This is a genomic window from Pseudomonas syringae KCTC 12500, from assembly GCF_000507185.2.
GTDB lineage: Bacteria > Pseudomonadota > Gammaproteobacteria > Pseudomonadales > Pseudomonadaceae > Aquipseudomonas > Aquipseudomonas syringae.
The window spans coordinates 5677945-5703811 of the sequence record NZ_AYTM02000002.1; the positions used below are offsets into that span (position 1 = coordinate 5677945).

Annotated in this window: 19 protein-coding genes and 1 pseudogene; 8 read left to right on the forward strand and 12 right to left on the reverse strand. The window is 57.5% G+C overall.

The window, feature by feature from the left end; all coding sequences use genetic code 11:
- Positions 1 to 5: 5 nt before the first annotated feature.
- Positions 6 to 1487, reverse strand: a complete 1482-nt coding sequence (locus V476_RS24680) for an ArnT family glycosyltransferase (protein ID WP_024960936.1) — start codon at positions 1485 to 1487, stop codon at positions 6 to 8.
- A 412-nt stretch (positions 1488 to 1899) separates the two neighbouring features.
- Between V476_RS24680 and V476_RS24685 the strand changes: the two genes are divergently transcribed.
- The gene (locus V476_RS24685) at positions 1900 to 4311 is read left to right on the forward strand and encodes a lectin (RefSeq protein ID WP_024960937.1); all 2412 of its coding nucleotides are present in this window, start codon (positions 1900 to 1902) and stop codon (positions 4309 to 4311) included.
- 146 nt (positions 4312 to 4457) lie between these two features.
- On the opposite strand, the gene V476_RS24690 is transcribed toward V476_RS24685, so the two are convergent.
- From V476_RS24690 to V476_RS24710, 5 genes are all read right to left on the reverse strand, one after another.
- A complete protein-coding gene (locus V476_RS24690; protein WP_004417649.1) occupies positions 4458 to 5477 on the reverse strand; it encodes a hypothetical protein in 1020 nt (339 codons plus the stop codon).
- Positions 5478 to 5862: 385 nt separating this feature from the next.
- Complete coding sequence (locus V476_RS24695; RefSeq protein WP_003344947.1) at positions 5863 to 7467, reverse strand: hybrid sensor histidine kinase/response regulator; 1605 nt, start codon at positions 7465 to 7467, stop codon at positions 5863 to 5865.
- 144 nt (positions 7468 to 7611) lie between these two features.
- Positions 7612 to 8754 (reverse strand): glycoside hydrolase family 1 protein, encoded by a 1143-nt coding sequence (locus V476_RS24700; RefSeq protein ID WP_024960938.1) that lies wholly within the window; start codon positions 8752 to 8754, stop codon positions 7612 to 7614.
- Positions 8755 to 8756: 2 nt separating this feature from the next.
- Complete coding sequence (glf, locus tag V476_RS24705; RefSeq protein WP_004417645.1) at positions 8757 to 9938, reverse strand: UDP-galactopyranose mutase; 1182 nt, start codon at positions 9936 to 9938, stop codon at positions 8757 to 8759.
- Entirely contained in the window at positions 9926 to 11110 is a 1185-nt protein-coding gene (locus V476_RS24710) for a glycosyltransferase family 1 protein (RefSeq protein WP_024960939.1), read from the reverse strand. Before V476_RS24710 ends, glf begins: the two co-directional genes overlap by 13 nt.
- 430 nt (positions 11111 to 11540) lie before the next feature.
- Here V476_RS24710 and galE point away from each other — a divergent pair.
- A pseudogene (gene galE / locus V476_RS24715) lies at positions 11541 to 12570 on the forward strand (UDP-glucose 4-epimerase GalE).
- A 61-nt stretch (positions 12571 to 12631) separates the two neighbouring features.
- Here galE and V476_RS24720 read toward each other — a convergent pair.
- Both V476_RS24720 and V476_RS24725 read right to left on the reverse strand, forming a co-directional pair.
- The gene (locus tag V476_RS24720; RefSeq protein WP_003344936.1) at positions 12632 to 13180 is read right to left on the reverse strand and encodes a cupin domain-containing protein; all 549 of its coding nucleotides are present in this window, start codon (positions 13178 to 13180) and stop codon (positions 12632 to 12634) included.
- A 128-nt stretch (positions 13181 to 13308) separates the two neighbouring features.
- Positions 13309 to 14058: a gamma-glutamyl-gamma-aminobutyrate hydrolase family protein gene (locus V476_RS24725; protein ID WP_024960940.1), complete on the reverse strand. Its 750-nt coding sequence runs from the start codon at positions 14056 to 14058 to the stop codon at positions 13309 to 13311.
- A 127-nt stretch (positions 14059 to 14185) separates the two neighbouring features.
- On the opposite strand from V476_RS24725, the gene V476_RS24730 reads away from it, so the two are divergent.
- From V476_RS24730 to V476_RS24740, 3 genes are all read left to right on the forward strand, one after another.
- On the forward strand, positions 14186 to 15073 hold the full coding sequence (locus tag V476_RS24730) for a LysR family transcriptional regulator (protein WP_024960941.1): 888 nt from the start codon (positions 14186 to 14188) through the stop codon (positions 15071 to 15073).
- A 145-nt stretch (positions 15074 to 15218) separates the two neighbouring features.
- Positions 15219 to 16283 (forward strand): aromatic ring-hydroxylating oxygenase subunit alpha, encoded by a 1065-nt coding sequence (locus V476_RS24735; RefSeq protein ID WP_024960942.1) that lies wholly within the window; start codon positions 15219 to 15221, stop codon positions 16281 to 16283.
- Between the two features lie 73 nt (positions 16284 to 16356).
- A complete protein-coding gene (locus V476_RS24740; protein WP_016568232.1) occupies positions 16357 to 17307 on the forward strand; it encodes a PDR/VanB family oxidoreductase in 951 nt (316 codons plus the stop codon).
- Here the strand turns inward: V476_RS24740 and V476_RS24745 are convergent, their stop codons facing one another.
- Entirely contained in the window at positions 17308 to 18018 is a 711-nt protein-coding gene (locus tag V476_RS24745) for a GntR family transcriptional regulator (RefSeq protein ID WP_003426510.1), read from the reverse strand. It abuts the gene before it with no gap.
- 75 nt (positions 18019 to 18093) lie between these two features.
- Positions 18094 to 20064 carry a putative bifunctional diguanylate cyclase/phosphodiesterase gene (locus V476_RS24750; RefSeq protein WP_024960943.1) on the reverse strand — a complete coding sequence of 657 codons (1971 nt, stop codon included), beginning with the start codon at positions 20062 to 20064 and terminating at the stop codon, positions 18094 to 18096.
- Positions 20065 to 20314: 250 nt separating this feature from the next.
- Here V476_RS24750 and V476_RS24755 point away from each other — a divergent pair, with 250 nt between their 5' ends.
- The gene (locus V476_RS24755; RefSeq protein ID WP_024960944.1) at positions 20315 to 21307 is read left to right on the forward strand and encodes a nucleoside hydrolase; all 993 of its coding nucleotides are present in this window, start codon (positions 20315 to 20317) and stop codon (positions 21305 to 21307) included.
- A gap of 52 nt (positions 21308 to 21359) precedes the next feature.
- Here the strand turns inward: V476_RS24755 and V476_RS24760 are convergent, their stop codons facing one another.
- Both V476_RS24760 and V476_RS24765 read right to left on the reverse strand, forming a co-directional pair.
- Positions 21360 to 22043 carry a hypothetical protein gene (locus V476_RS24760; protein WP_024960945.1) on the reverse strand — a complete coding sequence of 228 codons (684 nt, stop codon included), beginning with the start codon at positions 22041 to 22043 and terminating at the stop codon, positions 21360 to 21362.
- A gap of 138 nt (positions 22044 to 22181) precedes the next feature.
- Positions 22182 to 23081, reverse strand: coding sequence for a LysR family transcriptional regulator (locus V476_RS24765; RefSeq protein WP_024960946.1), 900 nt, complete (start codon positions 23079 to 23081; stop codon positions 22182 to 22184).
- Positions 23082 to 23221: 140 nt separating this feature from the next.
- Here V476_RS24765 and V476_RS24770 point away from each other — a divergent pair, with 140 nt between their 5' ends.
- Positions 23222 to 24565 (forward strand): MFS transporter, encoded by a 1344-nt coding sequence (locus V476_RS24770; protein WP_024960947.1) that lies wholly within the window; start codon positions 23222 to 23224, stop codon positions 24563 to 24565.
- Between the two features lie 18 nt (positions 24566 to 24583).
- Positions 24584 to 25858 (forward strand): glucarate dehydratase family protein, encoded by a 1275-nt coding sequence (locus V476_RS24775; protein WP_024960948.1) that lies wholly within the window; start codon positions 24584 to 24586, stop codon positions 25856 to 25858.
- Positions 25859 to 25867 lie beyond the last annotated feature (9 nt).

A 25867-nucleotide genomic window follows, 5' to 3' on the forward strand; every position in this document is an offset into this window, starting at 1 on the left:
GGCCGTCAGTTGCCGACAGTCACCGGAGCCTGGCTGACGGAATAGTAGATACGCTCGCCGACCTTGACGCTGTCGACCACTCGCAAGGGTGGTTCGGGAGGCTGCAGGCTTTCCATGATCGCCACATTGCCGTCGGCACGGGTCAGAAAGCTGCTAAGGTCAGCGCTGGATATGAATGTATCCAGCAAGCTCTGGCTGTAGAACACGCTGGCACCTGCCAGCCGTTCACTGGGCTGAAACAAGGCGACGTGCCGTCCCTGGACTTGCAGGGAATGGACCTTGTCAGTCAGCGGCAGGAACGACAACTGCCGGTCCGCTCGCGGTTCCAGCCATATGGCTGCGCCGAGATACCCCGCCACGATCAAAACGGCACCGGCAACCGTCATCGCCCTTGCGTTTCGTACAACCAACGCCGCATACGGAGAGCGCTGCGAGCGCGCCTTGAGTCGCTCGCCCAACACAAAGGTATATTCCGCCGCAATGACCGCAGCCGCAGGGGCCAGTGACATCAGATAAACCATGCGTTTACTCGAGGCCAGCGACAACAGCAGGAACTGCGCGATCAGCCACAGGCTGAAAAACAGCAGGTAACGGTTGGCCCGCAGCTGTTTGCGGAAATGCCACAGCCCCAGATAGACGAACACATTCCACGGCAAAAACGCTTCAGGCAGTTTGGTCAGATAGTAATGCACGGGCTCGTAATGCCCCGCCTCTTCGAACGAACCACTGAAGCGTCCGGCACTGTTGGTCCAGAGCACGTCCTTCAACGACTGCGTACCGCCCTGCCCGTATAGAAAGCACAGCCATACCAGCAAAGGCACCAAAGCCAGGACGGTGAACATCGACGGGCGTAGCCAGTGGGCGAGAACAATGCGTTTGCTCTGCACCGACTCGCACACCAGCCAGGCGAAAATGACCACACCCGGCATCGCGAGGCCCAGCACGCCCTTGCTCAGGGTTGCCAGCGCGATCCCCACTACGAAGAGCAGCCAGGCGCCTGCGGGAAATCCGTCGCTGCGCAAACGCTGACTGGCGTGAAAGAACCCCAGCAACGCCATGCTCACACCCAGCGCCAGCAACGCGTCCTCGCCCACCTGTCGCGAATTGCTCCAGAAACTGGCCTGGGTCGCCAGCATGAATGCAGCCACCCACGCTACGGAGGCAGGCCGCCCGAAGCGACGCAGCATGCTGTAAAGCAGCAACACGCTGAACAGCCCCGCACAGGCGGACGCAAGCCTGACCGCCCAGGGAGTCGCACCGAACGCCCCGATAGACGCAGCGTCGAGCCAGACACTCATCGGCGGCTTTTCCAGGAACGGTTGATCGTTCAATTTCGGGGTAACCCAGTTGCCGCTCAGGTGCATTTCCATGGCGATGCCGGCCACGCGGGGTTCTGTCGAGTTTTGTAATTGGTGATTGCCCAACGCGAGGAAAAACAGCATTGCACCCAGCAACAACAGCAACGGTGAAAGCACACGAGAAGTCATCAAGGTAGGTACCGGGTTGACGGGGGGCAAGCAAACAAGCGAATCGGTCTGGCGAAGTATAAGTCGCCAATTGTTGAAGAATTGTTAACCGGCGGCACACCAGACAGCCACTCAACGCTTGTTCAAAAGCTCGGCAAAAAGCCGGCCGTGAACGCCTGACCTGGCGCAGATCCCCCGTGGCCCAGAACGCATCCGACATGCAGAATGCGACCGGTGATCGGGCCCAATAAATCTCTTCGCAGGTCTACTAATCTTACAGATAAGCCAGCCTGATGCAGGTCATGCCTAAGCGTGACCTGGCCGTGTTGGTCAATCCTCTGTTAACCACGAACACTTAGTTCAGAAATAGTTATCGGGCAAGCAAAATACAGACGGCGCAAGGGATGCGCCGACACAAGCAACAGGGAGAGTTATGAAAACAATGCCGGCTTTCACGTACGTGTTTTTCCTGGGTTTTTTCCATTCAAACGCCTTCTCTACAGAGATGAATCCTTATGAGCAGATCATCAGCATTGCGCAAGGTGAGCAGGTCTGTTTAACCCTCGACGGTGATTTAAGTTCTGTCTCACTGCAGAAGTGTGTCAACACCGATTATCAACAATGGATCTTTGTGTCATCAGGGCCCATGCTGTACCTAAAAAACAAGGCGTTAGGCGGGTCAACGCAGGCAATGTGTTTGTCGGCGTCGAATCCAAGTCACGTCAGCATGAAAACCTGTGCCAGCGCCGACAGCAACGACTATCAATCCTTGCGACTCTGGAGCAGAGACGGTGACCACACCAGCGTGTTATCAAATAAATACATCAAGGATTTAGGGTTTGATAACTACCTGCTCAGTAATGAAAGCGAGCAGTTGGTATTTGGCCCTGCAGAGGGAGCTTCATCACAATGGACAATCACCCAACCTCTTTACGAAGAAATCATCAGCACAGTGAATGGCCCGGACGCCTGTTTAACACTGGCGGGTGACATGACCAGTGTGGTACTGCAAAAGTGCCTGGGGAGGGACAGTCAGCAATGGACTTTTACGCCCAAGGAAAAAAGGCTTTATGTGAAAAACAAACTGCTGTCCACATCAGCGCAAGAAATGTGTTTGTTTGCGGCGAATGCAAACAGCGTAAAAATGGCCGCGTGTGCCAGCGCCGGCAGTCATGACTATCAGTCCAGGCGACTGTGGAATCGGGACGGCAACACCCCCAGTCAGCTGTCAAACAAATATATCAGTGATCTTGGAATGGCTAACTACCTACAAATCAATGCCAGTGAACAGTTGATATTTGGTGGCAAAGAACAAGGCTCGGCGAGCTGGAGTATCGCCAAGCGTTACGGTTACATCAGGAACGTTGAAAAAGGGCAGGAAACGTGCCTCGCTTTGTCTGCAGATGAAGTCAGCGTCGAGTTTTCTGCCTGTAAAAGTGTGCCCGGCCAAGACTGGCGAATGTCCGTCATCGTACCGGAGTATGACAAATTGACCAATCGCGCGCTGCTGGACAGGGACACAGAAAAGTGCGTTGGGTCAAATAGCAAAATGATCAACTGCCAAGGTACCGGTTATACCTCGGAGCGTTCCTGGAGTTACAACAGGAACTTCATCCCCCTCATAGAAGGGTTTGTACTGGCCAATAAATATCGCAACGATCTTGTCGGTCCCAACGAAGTTCTGGGCTTTGCAGGTCACACCATCCAGATGGTGCCGGAATCACGGTCGAAGGCAGTGACATGGAACTTTGAATTGGCAGTACCTAAGATCCCCAGACGCCCCATCGTAGGCGATAGAAAAGTTCTCCTGCTGCACACCCGATACAGTGACAAGCCAGAAACCGACTTCGAGGCCACCAGGGCGGCCTTCTTCGGAGCGCCTGGTGATAACAAATCATTTGTCAACGCGGTCTCTTTTTCCTCCGGCGATCATCTGAAGTTCATCGGGGATGCGGTGACCGGTCTAGACCTGGGCCCAAGACCTTCAGGTTGCCCGTCCACTGAACTGAGGAACAAAGCGATAGAACTCGCACGCGACAAGGGAACTGACAGGGATAATTACGATTATGTCGCCGTTGAGATTCCTTCTACTTCATGCTCCTGGGGTGGGCTTGCTGAAATGCCGGGCTGGTGGGCCATGGGAAATAATTCGGGCCACAAGCCATGGATGTGGCAACACGAATTCGGTCATAGCTTCGGCGGACCTCATGCGACCTCGCTGGAGCGCTGCCCTTACAATAATCGGGAAGTTGTGCAAATCGGCGGCAGTGGGTGCGCAGTCACTAATAGCGCTGACCCTTCGGATACGCTGAATGGTGGAGGGTCACGTCTTTACCCCATTCCTTATTTGTACTACGCGGGCTGGCTCACTGATGACCAATTTCCTGAAGTGATGAAAAATGGCACCTATAATATTGCACCCTTGTTCAGAGCGGCGGATCCCGAAGTGGTCAAAGGCTTACGCCTGTTTCGTAGCGATGGCAGTTATCTCACGCTGGAATTCCGCAAGCCTTCACCCGGCTTTGAAAACTGGCCAACTGACGATCCCTTTGTCAATGGTGTGATTGTGAGAATCGCTCGTTTTAATGGCAACTCCGTCTCCAACACGCTCGTAGACACAACGCCATCAGGCATACATGGCATGAATGACGCTCCGTTGCGGCAAGGTGGGTCGGCAGACGATGTTTTATCCGGGAAGCGAATCAGAGTGACCCATGCCGATGACACTGGGGCTACCGTTGAAATCAACGATATTCCTGGTAGCTCTTTGGCAGAACGCTTGCTCTTTGAACGCTCTTTTATTGAGCAGACTGCAGGACAGGATGATGAGGTGGTGGAAGATTGAGGATGTGCCGAAAGGTAACCTCAATCAAAAAATGTCGACTGCATCAGTATCAACTGCACGCCATCAATCACCTGCATCATGAATAAAAACGGGGAGCGATCAACGCTCCCCGTCTGGTGCTTCAGTTCAAGTCTTATTGCAGTGAATCAGACCGCAGCAACAACCTTGGCTGGCGGCTGAGTACGACGACCCAGTACACCTGCACCCGCAGCTACAAGACCCGAGATCACCAGCGTGATCAGCAGAATCCAGGCACCTTGCGAAACACGCTTGGCGGTCACTTCAGCCGCTTCGCGAGCTTTCTGTTCGGCCTGAGCTTTCAGTTCCTGATACTTGGCATAAGCCTGACGGTAGCTGGCCTGAGCCTGATCGACGATCTGGTTGGCTTCGGCATCAGTCTTGTTGCCACGCGCCTTGATCAGATTGACCAGCGCCTGACGGTCAGCGGCATCCCATGCCTGGTCGCCCTTGGCTTTGATGCGATCCATCAGGCCGCTCAATTGCTGGTCGGCTTGCTGAGGATTCTGTGCGCTCTGCTTGGCAGTGTTCTGTGCGTCTTGCTGGGTCGCCTGAGCTTCCTGCTTGACGTTATCCGGGTTCAGCTCGGGCTTGCCGGTCTGACGCATGGCTGTTTCGATCTCGCCCTGAATATCGTCCAGATTGAAATCAATGCCCTGGGCGCGCAATTGATCCTGAATCTTGCTGCCAACGGCTGGAGCCACCTGTGCGATACCACTGCCCAGTGCCGACATGCCGCTGCCCGCCAGGTTGAGGCCGCCGCGCACGACGCCGGTCACTGCGCTGGAGACCAGATAAACCGTGATCAGCGAGACGCTCGCCCATACCAGCAGGCCATGAAATGCACCTTCACGCTGCGCCAGACGTCCAGCGGCCCAGCCGCCGACGAACAGCGAAATAACCGAGCTTACAACGACCCAGATACCTGCGCCCGTACCAATGCCGGACAACGGATTGGCTTCCTGCATGGGATCGATACTGGCACTTCCGATTGCCGTACCCAACAGGTTCAGCAACAGCGAAACAACCATGGCCAGAACAACACCGGCCAGAATCGCACTCCAGGAGATTCGTTTAAGCAGCGGAGCCGCTGCATGAGTTTCGTGGTACACAGGGGCACCTGGGGCGATACGGTCGTCGCGAATCATAGTCATAGTCCTTTGAGTCATTGGCAGTAAACGCACACATGTGTGGCGTACAAATCAATGACCCGAGCGACGTTCAAGAAGTTTAAAAATTTTATAGACTTTTTTTCAGGCTTGAAAAAGCACAATAGAACTGTATTGATAGTGACGCACATCAATGGAACGTTACCTGCTCGCCTTGCTCCAAGCGATTTACACACTTTTCATTTTATTAGGTTGTTTGCTCTAACTATTGGCAGTTGTCTGATGTCCGTTAATAACAGACGGGCATTACGGGCTGACTGCCTTTTGAATATCGGCACTCATTGGATAGGCTTAATCATATATCAAACAGCACGAAGGCCTGACTGAGAACAGGCAGGCCTTCATGTGTTCATTGTCAGTATCGTCAGGCGATGCCGTTCGGCCCGTCGAGGACCTGCCTGACCTTCCTGGCGAGGTCCTGCGGCATGCAAGGCTTGGACACCACCTCAAACTCGGAACCGCCAATGTCGGTTCGCTCGATCGAGCTTTCAGCGTAGCCAGTGGTCAGCAGCACCTTGACCTTCGGGTACCTGCGCCTCACTTCCCGCGCGAGCATCACCCCGTTCATGCCACCCGGCATGATCAGGTCAGTGAACAGCAAATCATATGTGGCGCCGGCCTCGAAGCGCTTCAGCGCCTCACGGGCATTGAGGACGATTTCCGACACATAGCCGTAATCATCCAGCACCATCTTCGCCAGCTCGGCCACATCAGGACGGTCTTCCACGATCAGAATTCGTTCGCAACTGCCAATGCGCCTTTCCGAGGCTTTCGGCGGATCGTTCTTGCTCAGCACGGCTTCGTCTACAGGAAAATACAAGCGCAGCGTGGTGCCGACACCTTCTTCGGTATAAATACGCGCCGCACCACCCGACTGTTTGGCAAAGCCATAGACCATCGAAAGACCGAGCCCGGAGCCCTTGCCTTCTTCTTTGGTAGTAAAGAACGGGTCCATTACCCGATCACGGATACTCGCGGGCATGCCGATGCCGTTGTCCGTCACCGCAATAGAGACATAACGGCCGGGTAACAGACCGTCGTAAGACATATTGGCCAACTCGTCGACGACCAGATTGCGGGTTTCAATAAATATCTTCGGGTCGGGCCTACCAATGAGTGCATCGCGCGCATTAATGAAAATATTAAGCAGTGCGACTTCTGCCTGGGTTGGATCGATACGGCAGTTCTTCAGTGCCGGATCCAGATCGGTTTCGATAACCACTTCCGGGCCAAAAGTACGCTCGATCAGCGGCTCCGTCGTGGAAACCAGGCCATTGAGGTTGAGGACTCGCCCCTGCAGTTTCTGTTTCCGGGCAAATGCCAGCAGTTGCTTGGTCAGTGTACTGGCGCGTTCGACGGCAGACTTGGCGTGATGAACACTGCGCTGGACACGCTGCACATCAATGGTGGGTTTCTCTGCCGCACTGCCGATCAGATCGATATAACCACCCATCACTTGCAGCAGGTTATTGAAGTCGTGCGCGATGCCACCGGTAAGCTGCCCCAAGGCCTCCATCTTTTGAGCCTGACGCAATGCTTCTTCGGCATCTCGACGGCGGCTGATGTCCAGCTGCGACGCAAAGAAATAAATCAGGTCGCCCGCGTCGTTATAGACCGGGGAAATAAACAGCGCATTCCAGAACGATGAACCGTCCTTGCGATAGTTGAGAATTTCAGTGGAGATATCGACGCGCTCTTCGATGGCATCGCGAATCGACTGCACCGCCGCCCGGTCAGTGTCCGGCCCTTGAAGAAACCGGCAGTTGCTCCCGATGATTTCCTCTGACGCATAGCCGGTCATTTCCAGAAATGCCTGGTTGGCAAAAATGATGGGATTGTCCGGGCGATTGGGGTCCGTCACGATCATCGGCATCCGGGTCGTTTCTACCGCCGCGAAAAAGATATCCTTTCCCTGATGTTTGATATCTCCCGTCGCCGCATTGTCGACCCGGGCTTTATTGTCCGACACTCCAGAAACTCCACGACTGTTTATTGGGCTATTGCGCCTGCTCTCTAATGGCTAGGACTGGCGAAGCCTCAAAAGGGTTCTAAAGTATCTGAAAAAAATCGAATTATATTCATTTGAAGGGGCACGCACTCCCGAAGCGCTTACTCAAACGGCAAATTTTCCATTCTTTTCTCGAATGACAGCCGCCAATTCAAGCGTGTTTTCGCGCAACGCTACCTGCAAAGGGTCAAAGATCGCCCGAGCACCCTGCCCGTCAGCATAACCCAGCAGCCCCGCCGGACAGTATCGACCGTCGTCCCAGCCCGGATAATCGAGAACGGGATACCAGCAGATACCTTGCACAGGTACGCCTGCCCTCACCGCCTTGCTGACCTCGGCACAAACGTAATTGAACCAGGGCAGACGCTGAACGTCTTCAGCACCGGTTTCAGAAATCAATATCGGTCTGGCGTATCGCCTGTGCAGCTCGCTCAACATGCCTTGAAAAGGCCTGTACTGCGGATCGTCGTGCGTAAGCTTATGGCCATTGAGCTGCCATTGATTATGCGGATAAAAGTTGACGCCCAGGATATCCAGATACTCCGGGCGGCCGCCCAGCCCAGGCCATTGCCGTCCGGATAACAGATCCCAGGCTTCGAACTGCGCCAGCCGATAACGTTCTGCTGCCGCGGCATCTGCGCCGCTCCGCGTTGCCGGTACTACATGAATCAATGGCTCGGCCTGAATAAAACGCGCGTTGGGCTCTACCGTGCGTACCGCGTCTATTGCCGCAATACTGGCCCGGACCAGTTGATGCTTGAGCTCCATGCCGCGCTGCTCGCTAGCGGGGTTGAAATAAGCCATGTCGCCCCCGGCCCAACTCCAGAACGAAATCTCATTGATCGGCGAATAAAAAGGTGCGGTCTCCCCTTCGTCTTTGACGACCTGAGCCACCGCCGCTGCAAAACGCGCAAAGTGCTCGACAAACTGCGGCCGCCAGACATCCAGATGATCTGGGTAACCGTAATGGCACAAGTCCCAGATGACTTGGGTGCCCTGATGCCGCGCAGCTCGCAGCATGGGCAGAAAACTGCTCCAGTCGTAACAATCTGGACGGGCTTCAATCAGATGCCAGCGCAGACCGTCACGTACAGTACGCATTCCGCACTCAGCCAGCGCGACAAAATCTTTCTGTGCCCAGCGGTCGTGCCCGGTGGCGTGAAGCAGGTCGAGTCGCACACCGTCACCTCGTCGATGGCTGGCGCACTCGAATCCGCCGATGAAAAAACTGTCGAACAGACCGCCCATGCTCAACCTCGCGCAGGCTGTTCGATCGGTTCGGGAGGCGGCTCAGGGAAGTCATGGGCCAGCCGCTGGTACAACGCCAATGCCTGGCCCACGACCTGGTCCATGTTGTAATACTTGTAAGTGCCCAGCCGCCCAAGGAAAGTGACCTCATCCGACTGATCGGCCAATGCCTTGTAACGCTTGTACAACTCGGCATTTTCGGGTCGGGGAATGGGGTAATAAGGATCGCCTTCGGCACTTGGAAACTCATAGCTGAGACTGGTTCTGGCGTGCAGTTGACCGGTAAGGTGCTTGTATTCGGTGATGCGCGTATGAGGGACCGCCTCATCCGGGTAGTTGACCACCGCCACCGATTGAAACTGCGCCTGATCAACGGTCTTGTGCTCGAAACGCAACGACCGATACGGAAGACGGCCATAGCAATAACCGAAGTATTCATCAATCGGCCCGCAATAGATCAAATGCGAATACTTCACCGCCGTGCGGACATCGGCAAAGTCGACCCCCAGTACGGTATCGATAAGCGGATGGTTGAGTATCCGCTCAAACATGTGCGTGTAACCGTGCAGCGGCATTTTCTGAAAAGTATCTGTGAAATAACGATTGTCCGAGTTAGTGCGGGTAGGCACTCGGGCGGTAACCGACCGATCCAGTTGCGAGGGATCCAGCCCCCATTGTTTGCGGGTGTAGCCACGGAAAAACTTCTCGTACAGCTCCCGACCAATCTGATTGATCACAACGTCTTCGGAGGTTCTTATCGTCTCGACAGGCTCGGCACGGCTGGCAAGAAACGCTTCGGCTTCTCGTTCATTCATCTGTAAGCCGTACAGGCTGTTGAGCGTATCGAGGTTGATCGGAACAGGCAGCAGTTGGTCGTCTACGCTGGCAAGCACGCGGTGTTCGTAATCGCGCCATTCGGTAAATCGTGAGAGGTATTCCACAATCCGCTCAGCGTTGGTGTGGAATATATGTGGCCCGTATCGATGAACCAACACCCCGGCGCTGTCCAGGTGATCGTAAGCGTTACCCGCGATATGTGGACGTCGGTCGATGAGCAAAACGCGCTTACTCGATCCAGCCGCCAGCCTTTCCGCCAACACACTGCCTGCAAAACCTGCACCGACGATCAGAAAGTCATAGGGCGTCTTTTCACACGCGGCTGATTCGAGATTTATCCGAGGCATTCTATGTGCTCCCCGATGGCCACCAGGTCGATTTGCGCCTTCATGGCCGCGCACGTGTTGTCCCAAGACTCGCCGACCAACAACGCGTCAACTTTGCGAAGAAAATCAATAGTCCCTTTGTGCGCCAGTGCCTCTTGAATCGCGCGCGCAAACGCGTCGGCATCATCGGCAACGGCGACAACACCCGACTCACCATACGTTCTGACCACATCGGCAATCCGGGTTGATACCACCGGGCAGCCGCCAGCCAGGTATTCCGGCGTCTTGGTCGGGCTGATAAAGCGTGTGGAGTCGTTCAGCGCAAATGGCATCAACGCAACGTCCCAGCCAGACAGATAGGCTGGCAAGTCGTCATAGGACTTGCTGCCTAGATAATGGACGTTGGCCAAATGCGGCAGGCTTGCCGGGTCGATCTTCACCACCGGGCCGATCAAAACGATTTGCCAGTGCGGCTGCAACTCGGCCAGTTGTTGAATCAGCCCGATATCAAAACGTTCGTCAATGACGCCGAAAAAGCCGAGTCTTGGATAAGGAATGTACTGTTGATCCTCGGGGTCAGGCTGCACGTTGCGAGCGGCTGAAAAATGCCCGAAATCGACACTGCTGGGCATGGCGTGCGCGTTCGCATGCTGCCGACGCTTGGTCTCCCACAGGCTGAAGCCGCCAGTAAACACAACATCTGCGCGCTTCATCAACGCTTCTTCCTGTTCGACAAGCTCTGGCGGCGCACCTTTGAACGCAGACAATTCGTCCATGCAATCGAAGATCGTCACGTGCGCGCTGAGGTGATCGGTAAACGCCAGGCTCATCGGGGTGAAATACCACAACAGCAACTCACCAAAACGTTGTGCATCGATAAAACGATTCAGTAATACACGCTGTGCAGTGATCACCTCATCAGGCTGCATCTTCGAGGGCAGGTGCGGCACCAGTACTGTGACACCGCACGCTTGCGGCAACTGCTCAAGGCGGATATCAGGGGAGTCCGACAGAACAGGCTCCTCAAGAAACACCACCTGATAATCCTGCGCCATGCGCGACATGATGTGCTGAGGACGCTGATAGACAAACCCCCATCGCAGATGGGAAAGGCACAGCAGCAAAGGCCTGACGACGGCCTCGACTCGGGTTAAGGCCAACGTCTCGGACTGAATTGTTTGAACACCGTTCATAGAGTTTCCCTTCTGTTAGAAAGTCCTGGATGAAACTGAAGGGCTCTTGAAAGGGCTAAGCTTCGACGGCATTCATGATGAGGATAGGCAGTGGCAGCTGTTGCGTACATGGAACCATCACATGCATGCAGCAACCATAGACCGACTCATCAGTTTCGAACACGCGTCCAGGCCGCTGTTCGTTGATTCCGATAAAGGGTATGCGCCGTCGGGAATGACGCATTGAACTCGTCGCAGAGAATACGCCCTTAGTCTTGAGCGAATGTTTTTTTGGTACCTGCAGTACGTTTTAACCACGTCCCCCCCCACGCGGTGGTCTGGTCCTGATTTTCGCAAGCAAGGCTCCGCTGTCGTCCTGTTGAGAAAGGTCACGAGGCGGAGCCCTCAGCTCGCTTCTTAACGAGGCGGCGAAAATCCAGGAAGGACACTCATGATTCTGGTTACCGGTGGTGCGGGATACATTGGCGCTCATATCGCGCTCGAATTGCTTGAAGATGGCCGCGATGTCGTCGTGCTTGATAACTTGTGCAACAGTTCGCGAGAGCCGTTAAGACGGGTTGAGGAACTCTGCGGGCGACAGGTTGTGTTCATACACGGCGACGTGCGCAGCAAAGCGACGTTGCACCGATTGTTCGCTCAGCACCCTGTCAAGGCGGTGGTGCATTGCGCCGGGCTCAAGGCGGTGGGCGAAAGCGTTCGAGAGCCGCTGCGCTATTTCGAGACCAACGTGAGCGGCAGCGTCAACTTGTGTCAGGCAATGGCAGAAGCAGGCGTGTTCGACCTGTTATTCAGCTCATCCGCGACGGTTTACGGCGAGTGTGAGCAAATGCCGCTGGATGAGAACTGCCCACTGGGTTTACCGACCAATCCTTACGGGCACTCCAAACTGATGGCCGAGCATGTGATGCAAAGCGTCGCTCGCTCGGATCCACGCTGGTCCATCGGGCTGCTGCGCTACTTCAACCCCATTGGTGCGCATCCGTCCGGCTTGCTGGGCGAGTCGCCCTGCAACACGCCGAACAATCTGTTGCCCTTCCTGCTGCAGGTTGCCAATCGACTGCGCCCCGCTCTGCACATTTTTTGGCAGTGACTATCCCACGCCGGACGGAACAGGTGTGCGTGATTACCTTCATGTCATGGATCTGGCCGAGGGACACTTGAAGGCGCTGGACAGAATTCATGACCAGCGCGGCGTATCCGTCTGGAATCTGGGCACAGGACAGGGCTATTCAGTGCTTGAGGTGGTGCAAGCCTTCGAACGTATCTCCGGCAAAGCTGTGCCTTTGATCTTTGAGCCACGCCGGCCCGGAGACATTGCAGCATGCTGGTCCGATCCAGGAAAAGCCGCGCGTGAGCTGGATTGGCGGGCCAGGTTCAACCTTGATTCGATGCTCACTGATGCCTGGCGCTGGCAGTGCATGAACCCGCAGGGTTATAGACCGACAGCGCTGGTCATTTGAATTTCATCCAGACGTGCCAACGGTACCCACGCCATCGTAACGGCACGTCAGCAAAAGCAGGCTAGAAGTTAGCGGGTGTGTTGGCGCTGATGATCTCGGCTTCATCCTGGCCGATATTGCGGAAGCGATGCGGCAAGGTGGTCGGGAAGTAATAGCCGTCCCCTGGACCGAGGATGTTGACCTGTCCATCGATAGTCAGCTCCACAGTGCCGCGCGTCACCAGACCGCACTCCTCGCCTTCGCTGTGGACGATGGGTTCATCGCCCGAGTCGGCGCCTGGCGCGTATTGCTCACGAAGAAAGCGCATTTGCCGGCTCGGCAGGGTCGCCCCGACCAGCAGCAGGCGCGCACCGTTGCGCCCCAGGTCGGGTTGATCACCGGCTCGAAACACGTACTGATCCTGCCCGGGAGGCTGATCGAACGTGAAAAAATCCGCCAGCGTCATGGGAATGCCTTCAAGCAGCTTTTTCAGCGAACTGATGGAAGGACTGACACGATTTTGCTCGATGAGGGAAATCGTGGCATTGGTCACACCACTGCGTCTGGCGAGCTCACGCTGTGACAGCTTGTAGCTTTCACGCACCAGTTTGAGTCGTGCTCCCGTATCCATAGTGGCCTTATGTGAAAGATATCCGGTGAATGAGGCAGCGCCCCGGCGCAATAGATCGTCCATTACCCGAAGCCCGTCAAGCCAGATATTAAATCACGTTTGCCCACAACACTCAGCAGCTCATCGCTCTAGCGGCTGCTGCGCGCATACCTCTGGCTGGCCTCGCGAAAGGCCTTGAACAGGCTGAGCGAAACAGGGTTGTCCATGAACTCCCATTCCGGGTGCCACTGCACGCCCAGCACAAAGCCTGGCGCGCCGGGCATGGAAACCGCTTCCACAAGGCCATCGGGTGCCAATGCTTCTGCGCGCAGGTCCGACGCCAGGCGATCGATACCCTGGCTGTGCAGGCTGTTGACCTCGAACCCCGGTGCCAGCCCGAGCGCGTCGAGCAGACCGCCCGGCTGCACTTGCACGGCATGCTTTGGCGCGTACTGCACCGCCAGCACATCGCTTTGCGGCTCGCGATGATCCAGATAGCCGGGCAACTCCTGGACCCTCTGATGCAGGCTGCCGCCCAGCGCGACATTCAGCTCCTGAAAACCGCGGCAAATGCACAACACCGGCACGCCCTGAGCAATGGCAGCCCTGAGCAGCGGCAGAGTGGTGCGATCCCGGATTACATCATGAGCGGTGCCCTCCACGCTCGCCGGCCCATTGTAGTGACGCGGCTCGACGTTGGACGGCGAGCCGGTAAACAGCAGGCCATCCAGCGACGCGAGCAGTTGCGCAGGCTCGGTGGGCACCTCGAGTGCAGGCAGAATTACCGGCATACCGGCGAAGGCTGCGGCCTCGACGTACTTGTCGCCTGCCGTGTGAGAGGAATACTTGCCCAATTGCTGACGGCAGGCGGTGACACCGATCAAGGGATGTCGCGACATAGGTTGAATCCTGTTTGAAATCTGAGTGGCCAGCGCCGATCGGGCGCTATCCAGCGGGAATGAAACCAGTCTAGGATAGTCATCTGCGCAACAAACATAGGCATTCCGGCAAAGGAACAATGCACCGATGCAATATGAAATCACCCACGCCGACCTTTCACTGGTGCTCGCCCTGGCTCGCGGCCGCACGCTGGCCCGTGCCGCCGATCTGTTGCAAGTTGATGTATCGACCGTATTCCGCTCGATCCGTCGCCTGGAAGCCGCGCTTGGCGCAGCGCTATTTGAAAAGAACCGGCGCGGGTACATACCGACCGATACCGCTCAGGCCATGGCCGAGCAGGCCGAGCGCGCCGAACAGGCACTTGCCGCTGCGCGCATCGCCTTGCAACAGGGCGAACAGGTGGTCAGCGGCACGGTACGCCTGACCTGTACCGATGCGGTACTGCACAGCCTGCTATTACCCGCACTGGCAGACTTCATGCCGAAGTACCCGGCCCTTACGCTGGAGCTGGCCACCTCCAATGCTTTTGCCAACCTCAGCCGTCGTGATGCCGACATCGCCCTGCGCCTGACCAATACGCCACCCGAGCACCTGATCGGGCGCTGCCTGGGCAGTGCCGACTACTTCGTCTGCGGTCGCCCCGAATACCGCGAAGCCTTGACGCAAAACCCGGCCTCGATCCCATGGATCAGCCCCGACGACTCGATGCCCGACCACACCTCGGTGATCTGGCGCAAACAGACCTTTCCGGGGGTATTACCGAGCTACCGCTGCAGCAGCATGTCGGCTGTCTCGCAGTTGGTCGCTGCAGGCTTGGGCGTTGCGGCGCTAACCGGCTTTACGGTCGAGGGCCTTGGGGCGGTCGAACGTCTGAGTGGCCCGCTGGAAGGATGCCGCACCGAGCTGTGGCTGCTGACCCGCCCCGACTGTCGCGCACTGCGTTCCGTGCAGACTCTGCTGGAAGCACTCGCGCCGCGCCTGCGCGCAGCGTTGCAGGTATCCAGCCCCGGTTGATCAGCCTCTGTGGATCCATTAAATAATAGTTAACAAAACTAATCATTGGATTAATCTCGATCCTGTGGCATTAATAATCTCGAGGAAACAACTTGATTCATTCTGTGGATCCATAAGATCAATAATCGAACCGTGGAGAACCATCATGCACCCGAAAAATGCGTGGTACGTCGCTTGCACAGCGGATGAAGTCGCCGACAAGCCTCTGGGCCGGCAGATCTGCAACGAAAAGATGGTGTTCTATCGCGACCAGAACCAGCAGGTCGTTGCCGTCGAAGATTTCTGCCCGCATCGCGGCGCCCCGCTCTCGCTGGGCTATGTCGAGAACGGCCAACTGGTGTGTGGTTACCACGGGCTGGTAATGGGCGGCGACGGCAAGACGGTTTCAATGCCCGGCCAGCGTGTTCGAGGCTTCCCTTGCAACAAGACCTTCGCGGCGGTCGAGCGCTACGGCTTCATCTGGGTCTGGCCAGGTGACCGGGAAAAAGCCGACCCGGCACTCATTCATCATCTGGAGTGGGCCGTCAGCGACGAATGGGCCTACGGCGGCGGGCTGTTTCATATCCAGTGCGACTACCGCCTGATGATCGACAACCTGATGGACCTCACCCACGAAACCTACGTGCATGCGTCCAGCATCGGCCAGAAGGAAATCGACGAAGCCGCGCCCATTACAACCGTCGAAGGCGAAGAAGTAGTCACCGCCCGGCACATGGAAAACATCATGCCGCCACCGTTCTGGCAGATGGCACTGCGTGGCAACAACCTGGCCGATGACGTGCCGGTCGATCGCTGGCAGATCTGCCGCTTCACGCCGCCTAGCCATGTGCTGATCGAAGTCGGCGTCGCCCATGCGGGCAAAGGCGGCTATAACGCGCCTAAAGAGTTCAAGGCGTCGAGCATCGTCGTCGACTTCATCACCCCCGAGACCGACACGTCCATCTGGTACTTCTGGGGTATGGCGCGCAACTTCAATCCGGCCGACGAAGCGCTGACCGCCAGCATCCGCGAAGGCCAGGGCAAGATCTTCACCGAAGACCTGGAAATGCTTGAACGCCAGCAACAGAACCTGCTCAAGCACCCGCATCGCAACTTGCTCAAGCTCAATATCGACGCCGGTGGCGTGCAGTCACGCAAGATTCTGGAGCGGCTGATCGCTGCCGAGCAGGCCGGTCCCGGCGAGCAGATTCCCGTGATGGCAACAAAATGACCGGCCATTGCTCGTCGAAACACGAAGACAACAATCAGAAGTGACCCGTGCCGCGGTCACCCGAGGACTTACCATGATCGACGTGACGGTGTTATCACGTAACGATGAAGCGCTGGATATCTGCAGCTTTGAACTGGTGCGAGCAGACGGAGCGCTGTTGCCGCCGTTTACCGCGGGCGCGCACATTGACGTGCACCTGCCGGACGGGCTTATCCGCCAGTACTCGCTGTGCAATGCCCCGAACGAGCGTCACCGCTACCTGATCGGCGTCCTCAACGACCCGGCTTCGCGTGGTGGCTCGCGCAGCCTGCATCAACAGATTCAGACTGGCGCACAGTTGCGTATCAGCGAACCGCGCAACCTGTTCCCGCTGGCTGAAAACAGCCGACGCACGCTGCTGTTCGCCGGCGGTATCGGCATCACGCCCATTCTCTGCATGGCTGAACAACTTGCGCTGGAGGCTGCCGATTTCGAGCTGCATTACTGCGTGCGTTCCGCCGAGCGCGGCGCCTTTATCGAACGCCTGAAGCATTCGGCATTTGCCGAGCGCATCACGCTGCACTTCGATGAACAGCCGGATACCGTGCTGGACGCTGCCACACTACTCGCCCACCCACAGCCAGATACCCATCTGTACGTATGCGGGCCAGGCGGTTTCATGCAATACATCCTCGACAGCGCGCGTAATGCTGGCTGGTCCGAGGACACTCTGCACCGTGAGTACTTTTCCGCAGAGCCGGTGGACACCAGCAACGACGGCAGTTTTTCAATCGAGATCGCCAGTACCGGGCAGGTCATTGCCATTCCGGCCAATAAAACCGTCGCTCAGGTGCTCGAAAGCCATGGCATCGATATTCCGCTGTCGTGCGAGCAAGGTGTCTGTGGCACCTGCCTGACGCGGGTGTTGAAAGGCATTCCGGATCATCGCGACCTGTTTCTGACCGAAGACGAGCAGGCGCTCAACGATCAGTTCACGCCCTGCTGCTCACGTTCGAAGACGCCCGTGCTGGTGCTCGATATCTGATCAGTCCGGGCGCTGAATGACCTTCATGCGCTCGTTCTGCCCGGCGCCGAAGATTTCCGCGTAGCGCAAGGTGGCATTGGCATGCTCGCGCATGATCGCTTCGGCGCGAGCGCCCTGCCCGTTGACCAGCGCATCCACCACGGCGTGATGCTGCATGTGGGCGAAATTGAACCGCCGGTATTCGCGAATCAGGTTGTCGCGATCCACGGCCAGCGCGGTCACCGAGGCAAAAGGCAGATGGTCGTTGCGCGACAGTGCGTCGGCAATGGCACGATTGCCGCTGCCCTCGACGATCACCCGATGCAGACGCATGTTCATGTCGTGATAGACCTCCAGGTCATCTTCAGTGACATGGCCTTTTTCGAACAGCGCATCACCCTGCACCAGACAGGCTTCAAGCTCGTCGCGCGCCTCTTGGGTCACGCCGCGCTCAGCCATTTGCCGCGCCGCAAGTCCCTCAAGGACGCCGCGGACATCCACCGCGCCGGCGATTTCAATCGGGCTGATCGAGCGCACCTGAAAACCACGCCCGCCAAAGGGCACCAGCAGCCCCTCCTGCTCCAGCGTGCGGAACGCCATGCGCACCGGCATGCGCGAAACGCCGAACAGCTCGGCGGTCGGCACCTCCATCAGGCGCTCGCCGGCAGCCAGCTCGCCTGATGCAATCATCTTGCGCAGCGCAACAAGGACGGTCTGCCCGGGCTTGCTCATCAAAAGGCTTCCGTGGAGATCAAAGAAGGCATCTTACCCCACGCACGCCCGAGTGAATGGCCCACATGCAATCGATCAGACGGGGCACGAGATGGCGTAACCGAAGGTGCGCTCTTCATCGGGTATTTCAATCCACGCCAGCGTTTCTGCAAAACTGATCGGCGGGCTGTAGAAGTAGCCCTGCACCATCGTACAACCCAGGGTGGTCAGTGCATTCAACTCATCCTGCGTTTCCACGCCTTCGATCACGCAGCCCAGGGACATGTCCAGACTCAAGGCAACCAGTGATTTGACGATCTTGTAGCTGGCCGGGTTGTTGTGCACCCCGGTGACAAAGCTGCGGTCAATCTTCAGCTTGGTCAGCGCCAGCGCGTGCAACTGACTGAGGCTGGAGAAGCCGGTCCCAAAGTCATCCAGCGAGATACCGCAACCCAGCTTGCGGAACTGGGTAATGGCCTGCTGCACCTGAGCAATATCCTGCATGACCGCCGTTTCGGTGATCTCCAGATCGAGCCGCGACGCATCGAAGCCGCTGTTCTTGATGATCTCGACAATTCGGCTGACACTTTCCAGAGACGCACAGTCGTGCGCGGACAGATTGAACGACAGCCTGACAGGCGCAGGCCAGGACAGGGCCATGTGCAGCGAGCGGGTCAACAAAGGCGCGGTCAGCTTGTTGATCATACCGATGCGCTCGGCGATCGGAATGAAATGCGCCGGCGATACTGATCCCAGTTCCGGGCTGTTCCAGCGCGCCAGAGCCTCGAAAGCGACCGTTTCGCGCGTGCAGCTTTCAATGATCGGCTGAAACAATACGTGGAACTCGGTTTCCAGATTGGCGCGCCGCAAGGCCTGTTCGGTAACGCCGTCAGCATGCAATTGCTCACGATGGCTGGCGGAGAACAGGCAGGTGGTGCCGGGGTTATGGTTCTTGCCCTGATACAGCGCGTAATCGGCAAACTCGAACAGCTGGGTCGCGTTATCCGCCGTGGCCGGGTACGTCGCCAGGCCCAGTGTTGCGCCAATCTGGATTGGCATGTCCGACAGCTCGAAACTCTCGTGCATGAGGTCACACAGGTGCTTGCCAAACGCCAGCAACGCGTCGCTGTCCATGTCACCCTTGATCACCAGCGCGAACTCGTCACCGCCCAGTCGCGATACATGCACCTTGTCACTAGAGGCGCTGGTCAGGCGTTCAGCAACCAGCATCAACAGACGGTCGCCGATTCGATGACCATAAAGGTCATTGACCGGCTTGAACCCGTCCAGGTCCAACACGCCCACTGCCAGCTCGCTGCGCTGCGCCACTGCCTCAATCATCGCGGCATCCAGCGTCTGAAAGAACTGTCGACGATTGGGCAGGCCTGTCAGGCTGTCCTGATTGGCCAGCAACAGGTTCTCGTTACTCAGTTGCTCGGTCTTTACCTGCACATTCACCAGGCTGGTGAAATCGCGGTACTGGTAATGAAGAATGATCAGCATGCCGATCGACACCAGCACGATGTTCACCGCTGTGGCGATAAAGGTAATGTTGTAGGTGGAAGCGAAGAAAATAACGAAGGCGGTGTTGACGACCAGCGCGGTGGTCAGCGCTGCAGGCCGCAAGTGCATCATGCAGAAGATGCAGACAATCACCGTAATGCCCATGAAAAACGCGACATGCGCTTGGGAATAGGCATCGCCATAGGGGTAAAGCGACAGCGACCAGGCGGCAAACCCGGCCGCTATGACGCCAGCCAGGCCGTGCGTACCACGCAACGTGGCCAGAATGATCGCCGGAGCCGGCGGCGGCCGGTTTACCGTGCGCAACCATTTGCGTGCACGGACGCCACAGATAACCGTCAGCAGCGCAGGGACCAGCAGCGTCAGCCACACCGGAGCGGTTCGCCAATGGGTGAACGCCAATGCCCAGGTATTGACCAGCAGCACGAAGTACATCAACGGCAGTTGTCGGGACAATGCAACGTATTGGGCCTGCAACAACCTGGGATTATCAGCAGGCACAGACATCAGGGCACGCAAGGCACCCGATAATTTTTTCAGCATCGCAAGGCTTCTCTGTTACCACAGTCAAAGCACACGTGGCTTGCTGCTCACCATACGAACGGACAGCTAATTGTCGGTTCGCTTGTCAGGCTCTCGGCGGATGTGATTAATTCTTTACGGTAAAAACCAAGCCGTGCGTCGGTTTAATCGAAATAACCCGGTGATCGCCTTTTCGAGCGCACACTCGGCTAAGACAGCGTCGCTTACAGACCCTCTTTTTAACCGTCCCCAATGAGCAGGAAGCATTACCATGAACAGGAAAGTCATTATTGATACGGACATGGGCTGGGATGACGTCCTGTCGATCGCCTACCTGATGAAACGACCGGACATCGACATCCTCGGCATTACAGTGACCGGATGCGGCGAAACGGACCTCGGTTGGGGTGTCGTCATCGCGCAGCATTTGCTGGGCATTGGCAATCGACTCGGCAGCGTCGTGGCAAAGGGCACCGATCAGCCGCTTGAGTACGACAACCGCTTCCCGCAACCCTTCAAAAACGATATGAACGACATCATGGGGCTGCTCGGGACACTGAATCCTGCCACGCTGCCGGAACTGTCGAGCCTGCCCGCCTGGGAGTTCATGTACCAGACAGTGAAAAACAGCCAGGACCCCATCACTGTGCTGTCGCTGGGGGGCTTTACCAACATCGCGAAGATGCTCACGCTGAGCAGCCAGCCTGCCGACTTCAAGATGATCGAGCAGATTGTCGCCATGGCCGGCGCTGTCTACGTCGACGGCAACGTTGCCGCATTGAACAACGCGCAAAAGGCATGGGATCAGGGAGTGGCCTACAGCAGCAATCACTATGCAGAATGGAATGTGTTCGTGGACCCGGTCGCCGCCAACAACGTTTTCCAGTCAAACCTGCCGTTGACCCTGGTGCCGCTGGATGTCTGCAACCAGATCATCCTCGACGCCAGCTACTGGCAACTGATCACCGCCACCGACCCTGTCGCCACGCTGGTCAAACAAGTACTTGAACACAAATCCGGAACGTATGCTGAAGGGCTTCCCGTGCCGATCTTTGATCCGCTGGCGACCATGCTGATGGCGGGCGGTATTGAAGCGACGAAAGTCGATGAGCAGTTTCTGTCGGTCAACACCGAGTTGACGCCGCAGGACAACCACTGTGGTCAGATACAGGTGCAAGGCAGTGGTTCACGAATGATTGCGGCAGTGCTGGGTGTCTCGCAGGTCGCGTTCAGAAACAACTTTGCCCAGATCATCAACAGCTAAGACCATGGTGAAGTGCTGCGCCGCGCCTTCTCAGCCTGGCGCAGTCACTCCATCAGTTCGTCGCCAACTGCGCCCGGTCGGCCTGCATGACCAGGGCTTTGAGCGAGGCGTCGAACTGTTTCAAGGCATTCACCTGCAAATCACGCTGCTGATCGATCTGTGCGGCGATCTCTGGAGCGGCCTTGCCTTGCACCCAGACCGAGGTCATTTCCCGAACCACCTCACCTTCAGCCTTGCCGATGTATTGCAGGTCATTGTCATAGAAGCGCGCCATGAACCGCGCCTCGACCTGACTGTTGCGCTTGCTCACCAGACGATTGTAAGTGTCGAGCATGACCACCACGTCCGGCCGCGCCTGCATCAGCGCATCGAGAGTGTCGTAAACGGTTACCGAGGCGAACTCTTTCTTCAATGAGCCCACCAGCCAGTCGGTCGCAAGTTGAGGGTCCGAGCTGTTGATGAATGCGTTGCGGATACGCGCATCGAGTGCGCCATTGCTGCCGCTCCTGAGTGCAACCGAATGGTAGTTGTTCAAATACTGAAGGTTGCTGAGGGTGTTTTCGCTGTACAGCACACCCACTGACTGGGTGTGTTGCAGGCTCGCGGCGCTGTCGACGACGGGCATGAAATGGCAGGACTGTTCGGAGACCGGGGAGACGGCAGCATTGACGGGGGCAGTGAACACAATGCTGGTGCTGAACACGGCAGCAAACGTCAACAGATTGAAGATTCTCATCGCGTCGTCTCCCTTTGGAGCAGCTGGCTATGGCGCCATCCTCCTCCTTTGCCGGAAAAACAGAACTTGCCTTGCTTGATGATGACTATCGACTGAATGAATGATAGTTGATGCCACTGCGTTGCAAGGTTTTTCGCTTCAATTTTCATCTGCCCTGACGGCCGCACGTATGGCTTCAAGCAGCATCCGGCACGCCGGATTGTCATTGTCGGTACGCCAGGCCAGGTGCAATTCGCTCTGCACGCCCTCGCCCAGGTCAATGTCACGGAACACGACGTCCTTGAACACCACATTGGTCGCACAACGCGGTACTAATGCCAACCCCATTCCGGCGTTGACCAGCGCCAGGATGGTCAGTGACGATCCAAGCCATTGGACATACTCCGGTGCAACTTGTGCGGAACGAAACATACCGGTCAGCAGTTCGTTGAACGGTGGATACGCCGAGTGCGAATACATCAGGAACGGCGCGCCATCCAGATCGGCCACCGCCACCGAATCGGCATGCGCCAACCGATGATTGCTCGGTACGGCCAGCACGAACGGCTCGCGTACCAGGCATTCGCTCTCGTAACCCGGCTGAAACAACGGCGCTCGCACGATGCCCAGGTCAATGCGCCGCGCCCTGAGTGCCTCGTGCTGCTGATAGGTGTTCATTTCCGTAAGGGAAATCTTCACCTGCGGCTGCTTGAGGCGCGCCTCGGCGATCACCCTGGGCAGAAACTCATACACCGCGCTGCCGACAAAACTGATGGTCACCGAACCAATGTCACCCTCAGCAAAGCGCCGCGCAGAAATGGCCGCCTGCTGCGCGCGCTCCAGCAGGGTCTGCGCCTCGATGAAAAAAGCCCTGCCCGCTGCAGTCAGGGCCACACTGCGGGTACTGCGAGTGAACAGCTCGACGCCCAGATTGTGCTCCAGTATCTGAATCTGCCGACTCAACGGCGGCTGCGTCATGTTGAGCCGTTCGGCGGCACGGCGAAAATTCAGCTCCGTGGCGACCGTGGTGAAGCAACGCAGTTGGGAAAGCTCGAACATTGATCCACTCCCGGTATCAATCAAGTCACTAACTGGATTGGACGGGAATAATACACACCTCCATGATCGACTCATCCCCCAAAAAAACAATGAATGGGAGTCGCCTCTTGAATACCGTCCCTGGTACTACGGACGCCACGGTGCTTGCCCGTGCGGCCGCCAAGGTGAAACGCCACGTGCTGCCGCTGTTCGTGGTGATGTTCATCGTCAATTACATCGACCGGGTCAATATCGGTTTCGTACGCAGCCATCTGGAAACCGATCTGGGCATCGGCGCAGCAGCTTACGGGCTGGGTGCCGGATTGTTCTTTGTCGGTTACGCACTGTTCGAAGTCCCCTCCAACATGCTCTTGCAGCGCTACGGTGCCCGCGCCTGGCTGACCCGCATCATGTTCACCTGGGGCGCGGCCGCCATGGCCATGGCGTTCGTTCAGGGGGAAACCAGCTTCTACGTGCTGCGTTTCATTCTGGGCGCCGCCGAGGCCGGTTTCTTCCCTGGCATCATCTATTACTTCACCCAGTGGCTGCCTTCCAGCGACCGAGGCAAGGCCATGGCGCTGTTTCTCAGCGGCTCGGCGATAGCGTCGGTGATTTCCGGACCGGTGTCCGGCGCCCTGCTCGGCATCGAGGGCCTGAACCTGCATGGCTGGCAATGGATGTTCCTGATCGAAGGCTTCGCGTCGATCGTGCTCTGCGGTTTCGTCTGGTTCTGGCTGCAATCACATCCTCATGAAGCCCGCTGGCTCAGTGACGAAGAAAAAACCGCGCTCAGCACCGCCATCGCCGAAGAGCAACGGCTGCGCGAAGCTTCACAAACCGTCAGACCATCAGTATTCCGACTGTTGGCGGACCGGCAGATCCTGCTGTTCTGCTTCATCTACTTTTCCGTGGCCCTGACCATCTACGGCGCCACCTTCTGGCTGCCGAGCATGATCCGCAAGATGGGCAGCTTCAGCGATCTCGAGGTCGGGCTGTTCAATTCGATCCCATGGATCATCTCCATCGTGGCCATGTACGGCTTCGCAGCCCTGGCGGCACGCTTCAAGCACCAGCAGGCCTGGGTAGCGGTCACCCTGGTCATCGCCGCCGCCGGCATGTTCATGTCCACCGTGGGCGGTCCGGTGTTCGCCTTTGTCGCCATCTGCTTCGCGGCAATCGGTTTCAAGGCCGCGTCTGCGCTGTTCTGGCCAATCCCTCAGGGCTATCTGGATGCACGCATTGCCGCTGCGGTCATTGCGCTGATCAACTCCATCGGCAACCTGGGCGGCTTCGTTGCGCCCACCACGTTCGGCTTTCTGGAGCAGACCACCGGTTCGATTCAAGGCGGTCTGTATGGGCTGGCAGCGACATCGCTGCTGGCTGCGGTGGTGATCTTCTTCGCCCGCACTACGCCACGAGGTGACCGCGGCCGCCCGTCCAGGGCTGAGCGGCCCGCAGCGCTCAGCCCTGCCGTCACTGGCACCCCTTCCAGCCTCAAACCCTGACCTTCGGGAGACCGCCCTTTGAAAATCATCCGTGTAACCGTGACCCCTATCGCCTTTCGCGACCCGCCGCTGCTCAACGCCAGTGGTATTCACGAACCCTTTGCCCTGCGCTCGATCATCGAGGTGGAAAGCGACAACGGCTACATCGGCCTCGGTGAAAGCTATGGTGATGCCCCGGCACTGGCGATTCAGCAACAGGTGCAGAACCAACTGATCGGGCTCGACCCGTTCAACCTCAATCAGCTGCGCAGCATCGTCCAGGCGACCGTGGCAGCGCATAAGCCTGCCAGCCTGGCCGGTGCCGAACTGGCGCCGGGCTCACACGCCAGCAAGGCAGTCAGCAATGCTTATTCTGCGTTCGAGGTGGCGTTTCTGGACCTGCAGGCGCGTTCCATGAACCTGCCACTGGTGGACCTGCTCGGCGGCGCCATTCGTGACCAGATACCCTTCAGCGCTTACCTGTTCTTCAAATACGCGCAGCATGCCGATGCCCCTTACGCGCCCGACAGCTGGGGTGAAGCGCTCAGCGAAGAGCAGATTGTCGCCCAGGCTCGGCGCATGATCGAAGCCTATGGCTTCAAAAGCATCAAGCTCAAGGCCGGTGCGCTGCAGCCGGAACACGAGGTGTCGTGCATCAAGGCGCTGAAAAAAGCCTTCCCCGGTTATCCACTGCGCATTGATCCCAACGGCAACTGGTCGCTGGAGACCTCGATTCGCATGGCCGAACTGTTGGGCGATGATCTGCAATATTACGAAGACCCGACGCCGGGCCTCGACGGCATGTCCGAATTGCACAAACGCACCGGCCTGCCGCTGGCGACCAACATGGTGGTGACCGATTTCGACGAGTTCCGCCGCAGCGTGGCCCTCGACAGCGTGCAGATCGTGCTCGCCGACCACCATTACTGGGGCGGCCTGCGCGACACTCAGGCGCTGGCGAAGATGTGCGACACCTTTGGCCTGGGCGTGTCGATGCACTCCAACTCGCATCTGGGCATCAGCCTCATGGCCATGGCCCACGTCGCAGCGTCGGTGCCCAATCTGGACTACGCCTGTGACACGCACTACCCGTGGCAAGAACCGGACGAGGAAGTCATCAAGGGCGGCAAACTGCCGATTGTCGATGGCTGTGTCAGCATCACCCGCGCCCCTGGCCTGGGGCTGGAACTGGACTACGACCAGCTCGGCAAACTCAACGATCAGTATCACAGTTGTGGCATCCGGCAGCGCGATGATGTGAAGCAGATGCAGAAGTACAAGCCGGACTGGAAGGCGGTCAAACCGAGGTATTGAAGCCGCCCG